Source organism: Actinoplanes sp. NPDC020271 (genome assembly GCF_044388125.1).
Classification (GTDB): domain Bacteria; phylum Actinomycetota; class Actinomycetes; order Mycobacteriales; family Micromonosporaceae; genus Actinoplanes.
The window spans coordinates 268,265-281,355 of record NZ_JBIRWQ010000004.1 but is presented as its reverse complement, the minus strand read 5'-3'; the positions used below and the strand labels follow the sequence as shown (position 1 = coordinate 281,355).

Annotated in this window: 15 protein-coding genes and 1 tRNA gene; 6 read left to right on the top strand and 10 right to left on the bottom strand. The window is 70.9% G+C overall.

Annotated elements, in window-relative coordinates; genetic code table 11:
• Nucleotide 1: 1 nt before the first annotated feature.
• The 3 genes from ACH442_RS11480 (at nucleotide 2) to ACH442_RS11470 (ending at nucleotide 2,440) form a co-directional block, all read left to right on the top strand.
• The gene (locus tag ACH442_RS11480; protein WP_396337865.1) at nucleotides 2-817 is read left to right on the top strand and encodes an MOSC domain-containing protein; all 816 of its coding nucleotides are present in this window, start codon (nucleotides 2-4) and stop codon (nucleotides 815-817) included.
• Between the two features lie 85 nt (nucleotides 818-902).
• Entirely contained in the window at nucleotides 903-1,826 is a 924-nt protein-coding gene (locus ACH442_RS11475; protein WP_396337864.1) for an expansin EXLX1 family cellulose-binding protein, read from the top strand.
• Nucleotides 1,827-2,357: 531 nt separating this feature from the next.
• A tRNA-Leu gene (locus tag ACH442_RS11470) sits at nucleotides 2,358-2,440 on the top strand.
• Between the two features lie 440 nt (nucleotides 2,441-2,880).
• On the opposite strand, the gene bcp is transcribed toward ACH442_RS11470, so the two are convergent.
• On the bottom strand, nucleotides 2,881-3,357 hold the full coding sequence (gene bcp, locus ACH442_RS11465; protein ID WP_396337863.1) for a thioredoxin-dependent thiol peroxidase: 477 nt from the start codon (nucleotides 3,355-3,357) through the stop codon (nucleotides 2,881-2,883).
• Entirely contained in the window at nucleotides 3,350-3,793 is a 444-nt protein-coding gene (locus tag ACH442_RS11460; RefSeq protein WP_396337862.1) for an S-adenosylmethionine decarboxylase, read from the bottom strand. Before ACH442_RS11460 ends, bcp begins: the two co-directional genes overlap by 8 nt.
• 262 nt (nucleotides 3,794-4,055) lie before the next feature.
• Between ACH442_RS11460 and ACH442_RS11455 the strand changes: the two genes are divergently transcribed.
• Complete coding sequence (locus ACH442_RS11455) at nucleotides 4,056-4,427, top strand: Asp23/Gls24 family envelope stress response protein (protein ID WP_396337861.1); 372 nt, start codon at nucleotides 4,056-4,058, stop codon at nucleotides 4,425-4,427.
• Here the strand turns inward: ACH442_RS11455 and ACH442_RS11450 are convergent.
• Genes ACH442_RS11450 through ACH442_RS11435 form a run of 4 tightly spaced genes read right to left on the bottom strand, consistent with a single transcriptional unit; the run spans nucleotide 4,424 to nucleotide 7,853 of the window.
• On the bottom strand, nucleotides 4,424-5,074 hold the full coding sequence (locus tag ACH442_RS11450) for a response regulator (RefSeq protein WP_396337860.1): 651 nt from the start codon (nucleotides 5,072-5,074) through the stop codon (nucleotides 4,424-4,426). The two genes, ACH442_RS11455 and ACH442_RS11450, sit on opposite strands and share 4 nt — an antisense overlap.
• Nucleotides 5,071-6,189 (bottom strand): sensor histidine kinase, encoded by a 1,119-nt coding sequence (locus ACH442_RS11445; RefSeq protein WP_396337859.1) that lies wholly within the window; start codon nucleotides 6,187-6,189, stop codon nucleotides 5,071-5,073. The genes ACH442_RS11450 and ACH442_RS11445 overlap by 4 nt, the downstream gene beginning before the upstream one ends.
• 18 nt (nucleotides 6,190-6,207) lie before the next feature.
• Nucleotides 6,208-6,987, bottom strand: a complete 780-nt coding sequence (locus ACH442_RS11440; protein ID WP_396337858.1) for a hypothetical protein — start codon at nucleotides 6,985-6,987, stop codon at nucleotides 6,208-6,210.
• Nucleotides 6,984-7,853, bottom strand: a complete 870-nt coding sequence (locus ACH442_RS11435; RefSeq protein WP_396337857.1) for an ATP-binding cassette domain-containing protein — start codon at nucleotides 7,851-7,853, stop codon at nucleotides 6,984-6,986. Before ACH442_RS11435 ends, ACH442_RS11440 begins: the two co-directional genes overlap by 4 nt.
• 133 nt (nucleotides 7,854-7,986) lie before the next feature.
• Between ACH442_RS11435 and ACH442_RS11430 the strand changes: the two genes are divergently transcribed.
• A complete protein-coding gene (locus ACH442_RS11430) occupies nucleotides 7,987-8,490 on the top strand; it encodes a hypothetical protein (protein ID WP_396337856.1) in 504 nt (167 codons plus the stop codon).
• Here the strand turns inward: ACH442_RS11430 and ACH442_RS11425 are convergent.
• The 4 genes from ACH442_RS11425 to ACH442_RS11410 form a co-directional block, all read right to left on the bottom strand.
• On the bottom strand, nucleotides 8,477-9,454 hold the full coding sequence (locus ACH442_RS11425; RefSeq protein WP_396337855.1) for a hypothetical protein: 978 nt from the start codon (nucleotides 9,452-9,454) through the stop codon (nucleotides 8,477-8,479). The two genes, ACH442_RS11430 and ACH442_RS11425, sit on opposite strands and share 14 nt — an antisense overlap.
• Nucleotides 9,451-10,200 carry a DsbA family protein gene (locus ACH442_RS11420; protein ID WP_396337854.1) on the bottom strand — a complete coding sequence of 250 codons (750 nt, stop codon included), beginning with the start codon at nucleotides 10,198-10,200 and terminating at the stop codon, nucleotides 9,451-9,453. The genes ACH442_RS11425 and ACH442_RS11420 overlap by 4 nt, the downstream gene beginning before the upstream one ends.
• A complete protein-coding gene (locus tag ACH442_RS11415) occupies nucleotides 10,197-10,685 on the bottom strand; it encodes a MauE/DoxX family redox-associated membrane protein (RefSeq protein WP_396337853.1) in 489 nt (162 codons plus the stop codon). Before ACH442_RS11415 ends, ACH442_RS11420 begins: the two co-directional genes overlap by 4 nt.
• Before the next feature lie 89 nt (nucleotides 10,686-10,774).
• Complete coding sequence (locus ACH442_RS11410; protein ID WP_396337852.1) at nucleotides 10,775-11,323, bottom strand: sigma-70 family RNA polymerase sigma factor; 549 nt, start codon at nucleotides 11,321-11,323, stop codon at nucleotides 10,775-10,777.
• A gap of 95 nt (nucleotides 11,324-11,418) precedes the next feature.
• On the opposite strand from ACH442_RS11410, the gene ACH442_RS11405 reads away from it, so the two are divergent.
• Entirely contained in the window at nucleotides 11,419-13,080 is a 1,662-nt protein-coding gene (locus ACH442_RS11405; protein WP_396337851.1) for a copper resistance CopC/CopD family protein, read from the top strand.
• The last annotated feature ends 11 nt before the right edge of the window (nucleotides 13,081-13,091 follow it).

Here is a 13,091-nt window from a genome sequence, read left to right as displayed (position 1 = left end):
CATGCGGATCGCCGAACTGCACACCTACCCGGTCAAGGGTTGCCACCGCCTGGACCATGCCGAGGCCGTCGTCGAGCCCTGGGGTCTCCGGGGCGACCGCCGCTGGATGATCGTGAACGAGGACGGCGTCGGCATCACCCAGCGGGACACGCCGCTCCTGACCCGGCTGCACGTCCGGCCGCGTCCGGGCGGTCTGCGTCTCGCCGCGCCCGGCCAGGACGATCTGGATCTGGACGAGCCGGCCGACGGTCCGAAGATCGCCGTCCGGGTGTTCCGCAACAAGCCGGAGTACCCGGGGCGGGTCGCCGAGTCCGAGTGGGTCAGCGCGTTCCTCGGCCGGGACGCGCGCCTGGTCTGGCAGTCCGACCCGACCAGCCGGACCATCCCGGAAGCCACGGCCACCCCCGGTGACCGGGTCAGCTTCGCCGACGGCTACCCGGTGCTGCTGGCCAACACCGCCTCGCTGGACGCGGTCGGCGACTGGCTGGCCGAGGCCGGCGAGGAGCCCGTCCCGATGCACCGTTTCCGGCCGAACCTCGTGGTCGAGGGCGCGGAAGCCTGGGCCGAGGACGGCTGGCTGGGCAAGCGGCTGCGGGTCGGCGAGGTGACGTTCCGGGTCGCCAAGCACTGCGCCCGGTGCCGGGTCACCACGATCGACCAGGAGACGGGAGAGACCGGGCGGCAGCCGCTGCACGTCCTCGGCCGGCATCGGCGGATCGACGGCGGCCTGATGTTCGCGGTCAACCTGGTCCCGGATCTCACGGCCGGTGATGTCGGTGTGTTACGGCTCGGCGACACGGTGACACTCCAGGAGTGACGCGGCACTCATTAGCGGTACACCTGTCTTAGGAGAGTCTTAGAACATTTGCCGCGAGCGCCCGGCCCGGCAAGTATCGCTGAGCGTGAGTGCTCATCGACGCCCGTTCCCGACCCGATGGCTCGCCGCCGGCGGCGCCGCTGTCCTCGCCGGCATCATCGGCGTGGCGCTGCTGTTGCAGACCGGCGGGTCCGCGTGTGCCGCGCCGCCGAGCACCAGCGCGAAATCCGGCAAGGCGACCTTCTACGACCTGGGCGGCACGTCCGGCAACTGCTCGTTCGAGACGCCCGCCGACGACCTCTACGTCGCGCTCGGCCCGGATCAGTACGCCGGCGGCGCCTCCTGCGGGGCATACCTCGACGTCACCGGCCCCAAGGGCACGGTCCGCGTCAAGGTCTTCGACTCCTGCCCCGAGTGCGACACCGGTCACCTCGACCTGAGCCGCACCGCGTTCAAGAAGATCGGCAGCGAGGTCGCGGGCATCATCCCGATCACGTACAAGCTGGTCAAGAACCCGTCGGTGCCGGGCCCGATCACGGTCCGGATCAAGGAGGGCGCGTCGCAGTACTGGTTCGCGGCGCGCATCGACAACCACGCCAACCCGCTTGCCTCGGTGCAGGTCTCCGGCAAGTCCGCGCACCGCGAGGACTACAACTACTGGCTGATCGACGGCGGTGCCGGCTCCGGCCCGTACAAGCTGAAGATCACCGACATCTACGGCAACACGTCGACGGTCTCCGGCATCGCGATGAAGCCGGGCGTGGTCCAGAAGACCTCCACCTCGGTCTCCGGCAAGTCCACCACGGTCAAGACCACGAGCAAGTCCACGCCGACCCCCGAGGCGAAGAAGTCCTCCGCCTCCGCCTCCGCCGCCGTCAAGCCCACCACCGTTCCCCCCACGGCGTCCTCGGTGGCCCCGCTGCCCGAGTCGGCTGCGGCCGTTCCGGGCACCACCGAGGACGCCCTCCTCAACCTCGCCGCCGACCCCAGACCCGCGAGCTGCGGCTGACCCCGAAGATCAAATTCCAGATCCGCATTGCCTGTCTCCGCTGTGGTCCCGGTCGTCGCTCCCGCGGGGACCCTTGCGGGCTGAGCAGGGCGCGGGGCGCCCAGGACGCTCAGCCCGCAAGGGCGACGTCCGTGGGTGGGCACGGTCGGATCACAACCCCGTCGTGACTCGCAGCGCCACCCGCGCCCGAGCGCGCCCGGAGCGAAGAACCCGGCCACGCCCGAAGGCCCAGCCGGTGCCCGCCGCCCGTCGGAGCCGCGACCGAGGCGGTGGTTCAGCGGGCAGCGCGCTCCCGGTCCCGGCTGGTTCTCGCCGGGGTTGTTCGTGCCTCACGACCACGGTGGGAACCAGCCGAGAGAGTGCGAACCGGCGTTGAAGGACCAGCCGTGGCGGTGTCCGGCAGGAACGGGAGAAGCGGGCCGGGACGACGGTCCGGTGGCGGGGCGACACGAACGGGCAGAACCGAGGCGTCACGGACCGGTGGGAGCGACTAGACTCCATCCAACGCTTTGCCCTGGCCGGGCAAAATGGGCGGGAGTGGCGAAATGGCAGCCGCGCGGGTTTTAGGTGCCCGTGCCCGAGAGGGCGTGAGGGTTCGAGTCCCTTCTCCCGCACCGACCACACGTTCCTGAGTTCCACTTGTCCACAGGTTGTGCACAACCCCACGGGCCGCGAGGCGTCGACGCCGGACGGCCGCGCGAGCCTGCGGCGGGGTTCCGGTTCACGGGCGGCCCGGTCACGCGGCCACCAGCGGTCTTTTGCTCTGACCGGGCCCACCCACGGACGTCGCCCTGGAGGGCTGAGCGTTCTGGGCGCCCCGCGCCCTGCTCGGCCCGGAAGGGTCCCCGCGGGAGCGACGGCGAAGGACCACAGCGGAGACCGGCAATGAAGAATGTGATCGTGGGGTTGGCGCGGTGCACGGCGGCCGCCTTGCGGGTTGGCTACCGCATGACGACCGCCGTGAGCCCGGGAACCGTCTTCCGCCGGTTGTGGAGTGCTCTCCTCATCGGCGCGACGGGCCCGGACCTGCGGACTTTCCCGAAGTTCGGACCGGTCAGTCGAGGCCGAGGTCGCGGCGGAGCTTGGCGACGTGACCGGTGGCCTTGACGTTGTAGAGGGCTCGCTCGATGGCGCCGTTCTCGTCGATGACGAACGTGGAACGGATGACGCCGGTCACCGTCTTGCCGTAGAGCTGCTTCTCGCCGAACGCGCCGTAGGACGTCAGCACGCTCTTGTCCTCGTCGCTGACCAGCGGGAACGTGATCGCGTCACGCTCGCGGAACTTCGCCAGCTTGGCCGGCTTGTCGGGGGAGATGCCGACCACCTCGTAGCCGGCGGCCTGCAGCGACGCGAGCGAGTCGCGGAAGTCGCAGGCCTGCTTGGTGCAGCCGGGCGTCATCGCCGCCGGGTACGCATAGAGCACGACCTTGCGCCCGCGCAGGTCCTTCAAGGAAAGGCTGTCCCCGTTGTCGGTGGGGAGGGTGAAGTCGGGCGCGGCGTCGCCGGCGCTGAGACGCACGTTTTCAGTCATGCACCGACGATAGTGCGGCCCGGTGGTCGCTCCAGAGTTGCTCCGCCGCAGCGAGATCGCGGGGCCACTCCTCGCCGCGGCGCCGCAGCAGACGTTCGCTGATCCGGAAGTCGCCGACGAGCCGGCGGAACTCGGCGAGCACGTCGGCCTCGCGGAACGGTTTGCAGGAGAAGACGTTGACGAAGATCTCCCGCAGGTGCGGGTAGGTGTGGATGGCGGCGTGCGACTCGGCCAGGATCACGACGGCCGATTTGCCGGCTTTCTCCGGTGGGCCGGCCTCGGTCGCGACCATCGGGCCGGCGATGACCGTCATGCCGATCCGGGTCACGAGGTCACGCATGAACGTTGTCAGGACCAGGTCGTCGTCGAGCGCGGTGATGTCGGCGATGCCGGACAACCGCAGGGTCAGCTCATCGCCGTAGTGGCCATTCTCCATGACGCCTCCCGTGGCTGTTAATGCCACGTTACCGGCCTCCGAACCCCGCGAATGTGCCACGTTTTCCCAGCTAGAGACGGATGCGGGAATCCGTTTTCAACAGTCTTGATCCCACCGTTTTCCGCATTCCGGCCACCATGGACGGCGCGAATTCCGGTGTTCCTCCGCGGACAGCCGGGTACCGGTCTGGCGGTTCGCCGCTGATCTTCAGTACGCTCCCGGCGAAGTCGCGAATCTGCGTTGAGAGCAGGAGATCAGGGTCATGACCGAGCCCACCGGCGCCACCACCCCGTCCGGCAACACCACCGTCTCCGGCGAGGTGGTCGAGAAGATCGCCGCCGCGGCCGCCCGCACCGTTCCCGGCGTCGCCGACCTGGGCGGCGATGTTGCGCGATTCTTCAACAGCGTGCTCGACAAGGTCGGCCTGGACACGGTCGGCGACGGCAGCCGCGGTGTCTCGGCCGAGGTCAAGGAGGGCACGGCCACCATCAACGTCGTGGTCGTCCTGGCCGCCGGCACCGTGGTCGCCGAGGTGACCACCGCCGTCCAGCGGAAGGTGACCGAGGCGGTCGAGAGCTACGGTCTGCGCGTCCTCGCCGTCCACGTCAACGTCGACGACATCGCCATCAGCTAGACCAGCCGATTCTCGTGGGCGTAAACGACGATCTGCACCCGATCACGTAACTCCAGTTTGCCGAGCAGCCGGCCGACGTGCGCCTTCACGGTCGCCTCGGACACGTGCAGCTCCTCGGCGATCTCCGGGTTCGAGCGGCCCCGGCCCACCAGGACGAGGACCTCACGTTCCCGTGCGGTGAGCCGGTCCGCCCGCGGTGGCGCGGGCACGACGTCCGGCGGCAGGTGCGGCAGGAACGTGTCCAGCAGCCGCCGGGTCACCGCCGGGGCGACCACCGCGTGTCCGCTCGCGACCGCGTGGATCGCGCTGACCAGGTCGGCCGGCGGCACGTCCTTGAGCAGGAAGCCACTGGCTCCGGCGCGCAGCGCGGCGTAGACGTTCTCGTCCAGGTCGAACGTGGTCAGGATCAGGACTCGGGCGGCACTCCCGGAGGCGACGATCTGCCGGGTCGCCTCGATGCCGTCGAGAACCGGCATCCGTACGTCCATGAGGATCACGTCGGGCCGCAGCGCCCGGGTCATCCGGATGGCCTGAGTCCCGTCCCCGGCCTCGCCCACGACGGTGATGTCCGGCTGGGCCTCCAGCACGAGCCGGAAGCCGAGGGAGAGCAGCGGCTGGTCGTCCACCAGCAGCACGGAGACGCTCATCGGAATCTCAGCGTCGCGTGGACCCGCCAGCCGGCGCCGGGAAGTGGCCCGGCGTCGACCCGCCCGTCGTATGCCGCGATCCGTTCCCGCATGCCGGCCAGGCCGTGCCGCCCGTCGGCGGCGAGGTCAGGGGCGGAACGCCCCGCGCCGTCGTCGACGACCGATATCTCGGCGGATGCCGGGTCGTACCGCAGGGTCACCTCGCTGGCCGCTCCGGGCGCGGCGTGTTTGAGGACGTTGGTGAGCGCTTCCTGGACGACCCGGTAGATCGCCAGGCCGGCACCCGGGCCCCAGTCGCCGGGGACACCCTCCCGGGTGAACGTGATCTTGAGGCCGGCCGTGCGGACGCGGTCGATCAGCGCGTCCACGTCGGCGAGGCCGGGTTGCGGGGCTCGAACCGCCGCCGTGCCGGAGAAGTCGTGCAACAAACCGACAAGGCGCCGCATCTCGCTCATCGCCTCCCGGCCGACAGCGGAAGCCCGGCCCATCACGCCCGCCGCCCGCACCGGATCAACGGCAGCGGTGGCGGCCGCCCCGTCGGACAACGCGATCATCACCGCGATGTGATGCGCCACCACGTCGTGCATCTCACGGGCGATCCGCGCCCGTTCGTGAGCCACCGCGAGACGCGCCCGCTGATCCCGTTCGACTTCCAGCCGCCGGGCCCGCTCCTCCAACTCCCGCAGGTACGCCGCCCGCGTGCGCTGACTGATCCCGATCAGCGCGACGGCCAGCACGAGGGCGGCCACCGCCACCACCGCCACCCAGTTCTCCCGCGCGCCGAGCCCCGGCAGCACGGTGACGACCGCGGCCGGCCAGACGTATCGGGCCGGCCGGTACCGAGCCAGCGCGTGCAGGGCCAGCAGCGGGACCAGCAGCGCGGCCGGATTCTGCAGCCCGCTCGCCTGGGTGCCCCAGGTCAGAACGGTGACGACGGTGAAGACCAGCACCGGCTCGTCCCGCCGCCGGATCAGCGGGACCGGCAGCAGCAGCGCCGCGATCCAGTCGGGCGGGCCGGTCCCGGCCACCGTCGCACCGGTCCGGCCGGTCAGGATGATCCCGCAGGCCAGGGCCGCGATCCCGGCGATCCCGGCGTCCACCGCCCGCGGTCTCATCCGCCCAGTGTGGACCATCTACGGGTCTCGTCTCCAGAGCACGATCCCACCGGTCGCCAGCGCCAGGAGCACCCAACCGGCCGTGACCACCGCGGCCGGGCCCGGGTTCAGCATCGTGAACGGGTTCCCGCCGTCGCGGACCGCGTAGAGCGCCTGCGCCGCCGCGACCGGGATGTACTTCAGCACCTTGTTCGCGACCGACTCGGGCAGCGTCTGGCTGAGCACAGTCGGCGCCACCAGGATGAGCAGGACGTAGACGGTGAGCGCGGTGGCCGTGTGCCGCAGCAACGCGCCGAGACCGAGCCCGATCAGCGCGAGGGCCACCGGGGCGACGGCCGCGCCGGCGATCGCCCGGATCACTCCCGGGTCGCCCGGTCCGAGCCGCGCCGCGGCGGGCGCGAACGACTGGCTGACCGCCAGCGAGACGGCGCACACCACGAGCATCACCGGCACCGCCAGAACGGCGAGCGCGACCGCTTTCGCGGCGAGCACCGGCAGCCGCCTGGGGACCGCCGCGAACGTCGACCGGATCAGCCCCGAGCTGTACTCGCCGGTTATCGCCATGATCCCGAACGCGCCCAGGAACAGGGAGAACACGTCGATCCCGAGAAACGCCCGGCTGATGATCTCGGCGGGAGTGTTGGACGCGCCGGGAAGCCGGTTCGCGTTCCAGCCGATCACCCCGGCCAGCGCGACGGTCAGGATCGCGATCGTGCCGAACAGCGCCCAGGTGGAGCGCAGGGCGCGCAGCTTGCCCCATTCGGCGGTCAGGACCCGCGGGAACGTCACCCCGATCATGACCGCACCAGCTCCATGTACGCCTGCTCCAGCGACGCCCGGACCGGAGTGAGCTCGTAGATCGTCAGCCGGTGCTCGGCCGCGGCCGAGCCGATCCCCTCGACGTCCAGCCCGGCCACCTCCAGCAGGCCGTCCTCCCGCGCGCTCACCGTCGCGCCCCGCGTGGCGAGCACCTCGCGCAGCTTCGCCGCGTCCGGCGATCGGACCAGGCTCGTCGCCCGCGTCAGCAAGGTGTCGATGCCGGTGTCGGCGAGCAGGCGCCCGTTTCCGATCACCAGGAGGTGGTCGGCGGTCACCGCCATCTCGCTCATCAGATGGCTGGAGATCAGGACGGTACGGCCCTCCGAGGCCAGCCGTCCGAGCAGCGTCCGGATCCACAGCACCCCATCCGGGTCCAGCCCGTTCACCGGCTCGTCCAGGATCACCACGGCCGGGTCCCCGAGCAGCGCCGCCGCGATCCCCAGCCGCTGTCCCATGCCCAGCGAGAACGTTCCGGCCCGTCCGGTGATCCCGCCCAGCCCGGCCTCGTCGAGCACCGTGTCGACCCGGGCCCGCGGGATACCGTGCGTCCGGGCCAGCCCGAGCAGATGTTCCCGGGCCGTGCGCCCCCGATGCACGGCCTTGCCCTCCAGCAGCGCTCCGGCCACCGTCAGCGGAGCACGATGCTCCCGGTACGCCTTCCCGGCCACGATCGCCCGTCCCGCGCTGGGCCGGTCCAGGCCCAGGATCATTCGCATCGTGGTCGACTTGCCGGCCCCGTTCGGCCCGAGAAACCCGGTCACCCGCCCGGCCCGCACCACGAACGACAACCCGTCCACCGCGGTCGTCGTCCCGAATCGCTTCACCAATCCGTCGACTTCAATCATGGGATCGACGCTAGGAACGTTCGCCCGCGGGCGGACCCACCCCCGGTCTACATCCGGTCCGGCCGGACTACGACCGTGGTCGCGGTTTTCTGTTGTCGGGCGGCCGCCCGGCCGTCTCCCAGGTGTGGTTGTCGTGACTGGCCGGCATCGGCGCCCCGCCTCGCCCGCGTGGCGCGCCGTCGTCGTCGTCGGATGCTGGTCGGCGGTGCTGGTCGCCGCCCCGCACGAGCCGGTCGTGGGTGTGGTCCACGACGTGGCGCTCTTCGTGCACCTGACCTCGCTGGTCGTCGGTCTCGGCGCGGTCCTGCTGGTCGACTGGTTCGGCATGCGCTGGCTGGCCCGCCGCGCCACCCTCTCGGACGTCCTGCGCACGGCCGAGGGCGCGCACGTCCCGATTTGGGCCGGCTTCACCGGGCTGCTGGCCTCCGGCCTCTTCCTGGGCGCCCCGGCCGCCCCGAAAGCCATAGCCGTACTGGTCGTAGGCCTCAACGGAATCTACGCCGGCCTCCTCCTGTCCCGTTTGAGTCGCTGTGCCGAGCCGCCGGTGGGCCTGCTGGTCCGTGCGGCGCTCGCGGCGGCGATCTCCCAGGGGGCCTGGTGGACGGCGGTCGTGCTGGGTTACCTCAACTCGCGATAGGCGCCGGCTCCGGGACGGCGTCTCGCATGCGCAGCAGGCCGGTGAGCGCCAGCGCGCCCCCGCAAGCGATCGTCCCCACGACGCAGGCGCGGGCCAGCCAGCCCGGGCCGGTGGCCGGGACCACGGCGGCCAGGAACGCGTCGGAGCTGCCGAAACCGGCGAAGGCGGCCAGCACGAAGCCGGACAGGGCCAGGAAGAACGGCGGATGCCTCCAGGCGGTCGCGAGGGCGAGCGCGCCCGTCACCAGCAGCACCCCGGACCAGCCGGCGCCGTCCAGGCCGCGCATCACGGCGTACGCGATGACGGACAGACCGGCGACGACCGCGAGCGGCACCACCCACCGTGACCGGAAGCGGACCAGGGCCGTGAAGAGCAGGCCGAGCAGGGCCGCGCCGGCCCACCAGGCCCAGGTCACCGGCGGTGGCTCGTAGTCCAGCGTTCCGCGGATCTCGAACACCCGGACCTGATCGCGCAGCGGCACCGCCCAGTCCCGCAGCCGGTGCGCGTGATCGGGATCGGCCACCGCCTGGGGCGGGCGGGCCGTTCCGAGCCAGTGGGTCCGCTGGTCGTGCCAGCGGATGGTGTGCCCGGAGGACACTTTCTGCCAGGTCGGCGGCATGGTCACGTCGGCTGTCGTGGGCACGGGCGTGTCGCCGGCCAGGGTCTGGTTGACGTAGGTCGCGGGGGAGGAGACGTTCTGGTAGATCCCGTCGGGCCGTAACTCCAGGTAGGGCTCACCGGAGTAGCCGAGCACCTCGATCGACCGCCCGGTGTCGTTGACCAGTTCGAGCCGTGCGCCACCCTCGACGGTGCGGATGGTGAGGCCGTCCATCGGGCTGCTGATGCCGCTGATCGTGGTCCGGTACGAGGTGACGTTCGCCCCCTCCCCACCGTGCGCGAACGCGGGCGTGGCCGGTGCGACGACCGCACCGGCCACGACGAGCGTCAGCAGGAACCGCCTCACCCGGCCGCCTTGGCGATCGTCTGGGTGAGCAGGTCGACGGTCGGGACGGAGTCGTCCGGCCCGGTCAGCTTGGTGCCGTTGACCACGATCGTCGGGGTGCCGTTGTAGCCGCGCGAGGAGAAAGTCTCGGTCACCTTCGTCGCCCATGCCTTGTACGTACCAGCGTTGACCGCGTTCGCGAACTTGTCACTCGTCAACCCTACCGACTTCGCCAACTCGATGATCTTGGAGTTGGCGAGACCGTCGCTGTTCTCCTCGGGCTGATTGGCGTAGAGCACGTCGTGCAGCTCGGTGAACTTGCCCTCGTCGGCGGCGGCCGCGACGGCCCCGGCGGAACGGGTCGAGTACTCCGTGCCGTTCGAGGCCCGGTCCAGGATCGACACCGGGTGGTACCGCAGCGTGATCTTGTTGTCGGTGATCAGCTGCTTGAGGGTGGCGCCGCTCTGCTTCTCGAAGTTGTTGCAGATCGGGCACATGAAATCCTCGTACACGTCGACGGTGACCGGCCCGGTCCCGACCGCGAACGCGGTGCCGTCGTCGACCGCGGAGGCCGGGGTGACCAGCGCGCCGGTGCTCGCCGTGTCCTGCTTGTCGAGCGTCGTGTAACCGACGAGGCCGGCGATGACCAGCACCGCGACCACCGCCACCGACGTCCACAGGGTGACCTTGCGGCGTTTGTCCGCGGCTTTCTGCTGCTCGACGATCCGGCGCGCCTTCTCCGCCCGGTCGCGACTGCCCTTGCTCAAGACGACTCCCCCATCAGCGCGCCATCGATCGAGAAACGGGACCTCGGCCGCCACAGCAGGATCCCGGAGAGGACCAGGAAGCCGAGGTCACGCAGGATGTCCAAGCCGTACTCGGTGTTCCGCCCGGCGCCCAGCTCGCCACCGGAACTGAAGCACCCGCAGTCGATCCGCAGCCCCCGGGACCAGGCCGAGATGATCCCGGCGATGAAGATCACCAGGAGCACGGCCGAGATCGCGGCGGTCAGCCGGGTGGAGAGGCCGATCAGCAGCAGGAGCCCGAGCGCGATCTCCAGGAACGGCTGGACGCCACCGACGACCTTGGCCACGTCGTACGACATCAACTGGTACGCGTTCACCGCCCGTGCCGACTCGGCCAGGTCACCGACCTTGGTCGCGCCCGCGATCAGCCAGACGGCGGCCAGCCCGAGCCGGGCCAGCGTGGAGATCCACGGCCAGACGGCGGCCGGCCGCGTGGTGGTTTCCATGCTCACGCCCCGTTAGACGGACAGAATCGGGTCTCAGTTCCCGATCATTGTGTCTTCCGTGGCAGAGGTCACGTACAGGGAAGAAAGACCTAACTCGCCTGGGCCTTCGACACCGCGGTGATCAGCTCGTCGCGGGCCCGGGCCACCCGGGAGCGAATCGTGCCCACCGGCACACCTTCCACTTCGGCGGCTTCCGCGTACGACAATCCGAGCACCTGGGTCAGCACGAACGCGGTCCGCCGTTCGTCGCTGAGCCGGCCCAGCAGATCCGCACTGCTCAACCGGTGTGCGGGGTCGGGTGCCGGACCCTCGGTGGCGGCCTGCGCGGCGAGCCGGACGTCGAGCCGGCGCCGCCGGACCACCGCGCGCAGATGATCCGCACAGGTGCGCCGCGCGATGCCGAGCAGCCACGTCCGCACGGTCGACCGCCCCTGGAACGTGTCGAGGGCCCGGAACGCGCGGAGGTACGTCTCCTGGGTGAGATCGTCCGCGGCGCCCGGGTCGACCAGCGCGGCGGTGAAACGCCAGACCTCGGCCTGGGTGGCGCGCACGAACCTGGCCTGCGCGACCGGGTCGCCGTCGCGGGCGGCCAGCGCCAGCGCGGTGGTCTCGTCCGTCTCCTGCTCACCAGCCGTCACGAGTGGGCATGGTACGCGTCCCGGCTGGATCTGGAACCATGCGTAGGCTGCGCGCGACTCCCCGCACGTGGCCGAACCGACGGTGATCGGAGAACATGGCCGTCATGACCGTTGACCGACGCCGAGGCGCGACAGTGCTCCTCGGCCTGCTGATCGGCATGCTCGGCATGCTCTTCTCGGCCGGACCGGCCTTCGCGCACGCCGCGCTGGTCAGCAGCGACCCGAACAACGGCAACATCGTGCCGGACGCCCCCAACAAGGTGACGCTGACCTTCAGCGAGTCGGTGCAGCTGCTCTCCGGCAAGATCCGGGTGATCGCGCCCGACGGGTCGCGCGCCGACCAGGGCGATCCGACGGTCGACGGCAACACGGTGACGATCCCGCTGCGGTCCGGCGGCGGCCGGGGGACGTATCTGGTCACCTATCGGGTGGTCTCCGCGGACACGCACCCGGTCGGCGGCACGATCACCTATTCGGTCGGCGCCGCGTCCACGCCGCCCACGGCCGACGAGTCGGCCGACGTCAAGGTCGACCCGCTGGTCCGGGGGCTCATCCCGGTCGGGAAATATCTGGGATACGCGGGTCTGGTCCTGCTCGTCGGCCCGGTCCTGGTGCTGGCGCTGCTCTGGCCGCAACGGCTGTCCCGCCGTGGCCCCGGCCGGCTGATCTGGACCGGCATCGGCCTGGTCGCCGGCAGCACCGTGCTCGCGATCTGGCTGCAGGCGCCGTACACGCTGGGCACCGGGCTCTTCGACGTCCGGGTCGGTGACCTGCGCGACGTGCTGGGCAGCACGTTCGGCGCGGTGATGCTGGTCCGGCTGGCCGTCGTGATCGCCGCGGCCTTCCTGCTGCGGCCGCTGCTGGTCGGCTCCGGCAGCGAGTCGAAGCTGGACCTGGCCCTGCTCGGCGTCCTCGGCGTGGCCGCGCTGGCCACCTGGCCGCTGACCGGGCACCCGACCGCGTCGCCGGTGGCCGGTGTCTCCGTGGTCCTGGACGCGCTGCACCTGGCGGCCATGTCGGTCTGGCTGGGCGGGCTGGTCATGCTCTTCGCGTTCCTGCTGCCCCGGGCGAGCGCGCGGGAACTGGGCGCGATCCTGCCGATCTGGTCGCGCTGGGCGTTCACCGCGGTCGGCGCGCTGATCTTCGCCGGCGTGGTGCAGGCGCTGATCGAGGTCTCCACGCTGAACGGCCTGGTCAACAGCACCTACGGGCGGCTGATCCTGGTCAAGGTCGCGCTCGCGGCGATCGTCATCGGGGTGGCCGCGTTCTCCCGCAAACTGGTCAAGGCCCGCTCGGCCGAGGAATCGCCGCGCGGGCTGCGCCGGGTCGTGCTGGCCGAGCTGGCGATCACCGCGGTGGTGCTGGGTGTGACCGCGGCGCTCGTCCAGATCTCGCCGCCGCGCACCGCGGACGCCGCCGAGACGACCACCACCGACACCACGGTCACCCAGACGCTCACCGACAAGACGATGTCGCTGCAGGTGGACATCTACCCGGCGACCGTCGGGAACAACTCCATGCACCTGTACGCGTACACGCCGGACAACAAACCGCAGCCGGTGGTCGAGTGGAAGGCGACGGCGTCGCTGCCGGACAAGGGCATCGAGCCGATCGAGATCCCGCTGCTGCGGATCACCGACTTCCACGCGATCGGGGACATCGCGCTGCCGCAGGCGGGGGACTGGACGTTCAAGTTCACCGCGCGCACGTCCGACATCGACCAGAGCACGTTCACGATGACGGCCAAGGTTCGCTAGGTCCCCTTTTC

Bases quoted from the DNA above. Each gene is read 5' to 3' on its own strand.
- ACH442_RS11480 (WP_396337865.1), top strand. From the start codon at position 2: ATGCGGATCGCCGAACTGCACACCTACCCGGTCAAGGGTTGCCACCGC.
- bcp (WP_396337863.1), bottom strand. From the start codon at position 3,357: ATGACTGAAAACGTGCGTCTCAGCGCCGGCGACGCCGCGCCCGACTTC.
- ACH442_RS11460 (WP_396337862.1), bottom strand. From the start codon at position 3,793: ATGGAGAATGGCCACTACGGCGATGAGCTGACCCTGCGGTTGTCCGGC.
- ACH442_RS11455 (WP_396337861.1), top strand. From the start codon at position 4,056: ATGACCGAGCCCACCGGCGCCACCACCCCGTCCGGCAACACCACCGTC.
- ACH442_RS11450 (WP_396337860.1), bottom strand. From the start codon at position 5,074: ATGAGCGTCTCCGTGCTGCTGGTGGACGACCAGCCGCTGCTCTCCCTC.
- ACH442_RS11445 (WP_396337859.1), bottom strand. From the start codon at position 6,189: ATGAGACCGCGGGCGGTGGACGCCGGGATCGCCGGGATCGCGGCCCTG.
- ACH442_RS11440 (WP_396337858.1), bottom strand. From the start codon at position 6,987: ATGATCGGGGTGACGTTCCCGCGGGTCCTGACCGCCGAATGGGGCAAG.
- ACH442_RS11435 (WP_396337857.1), bottom strand. From the start codon at position 7,853: ATGATTGAAGTCGACGGATTGGTGAAGCGATTCGGGACGACGACCGCG.
- ACH442_RS11415 (WP_396337853.1), bottom strand. From the start codon at position 10,685: ATGGAAACCACCACGCGGCCGGCCGCCGTCTGGCCGTGGATCTCCACG.
- ACH442_RS11405 (WP_396337851.1), top strand. From the start codon at position 11,419: ATGGCCGTCATGACCGTTGACCGACGCCGAGGCGCGACAGTGCTCCTC.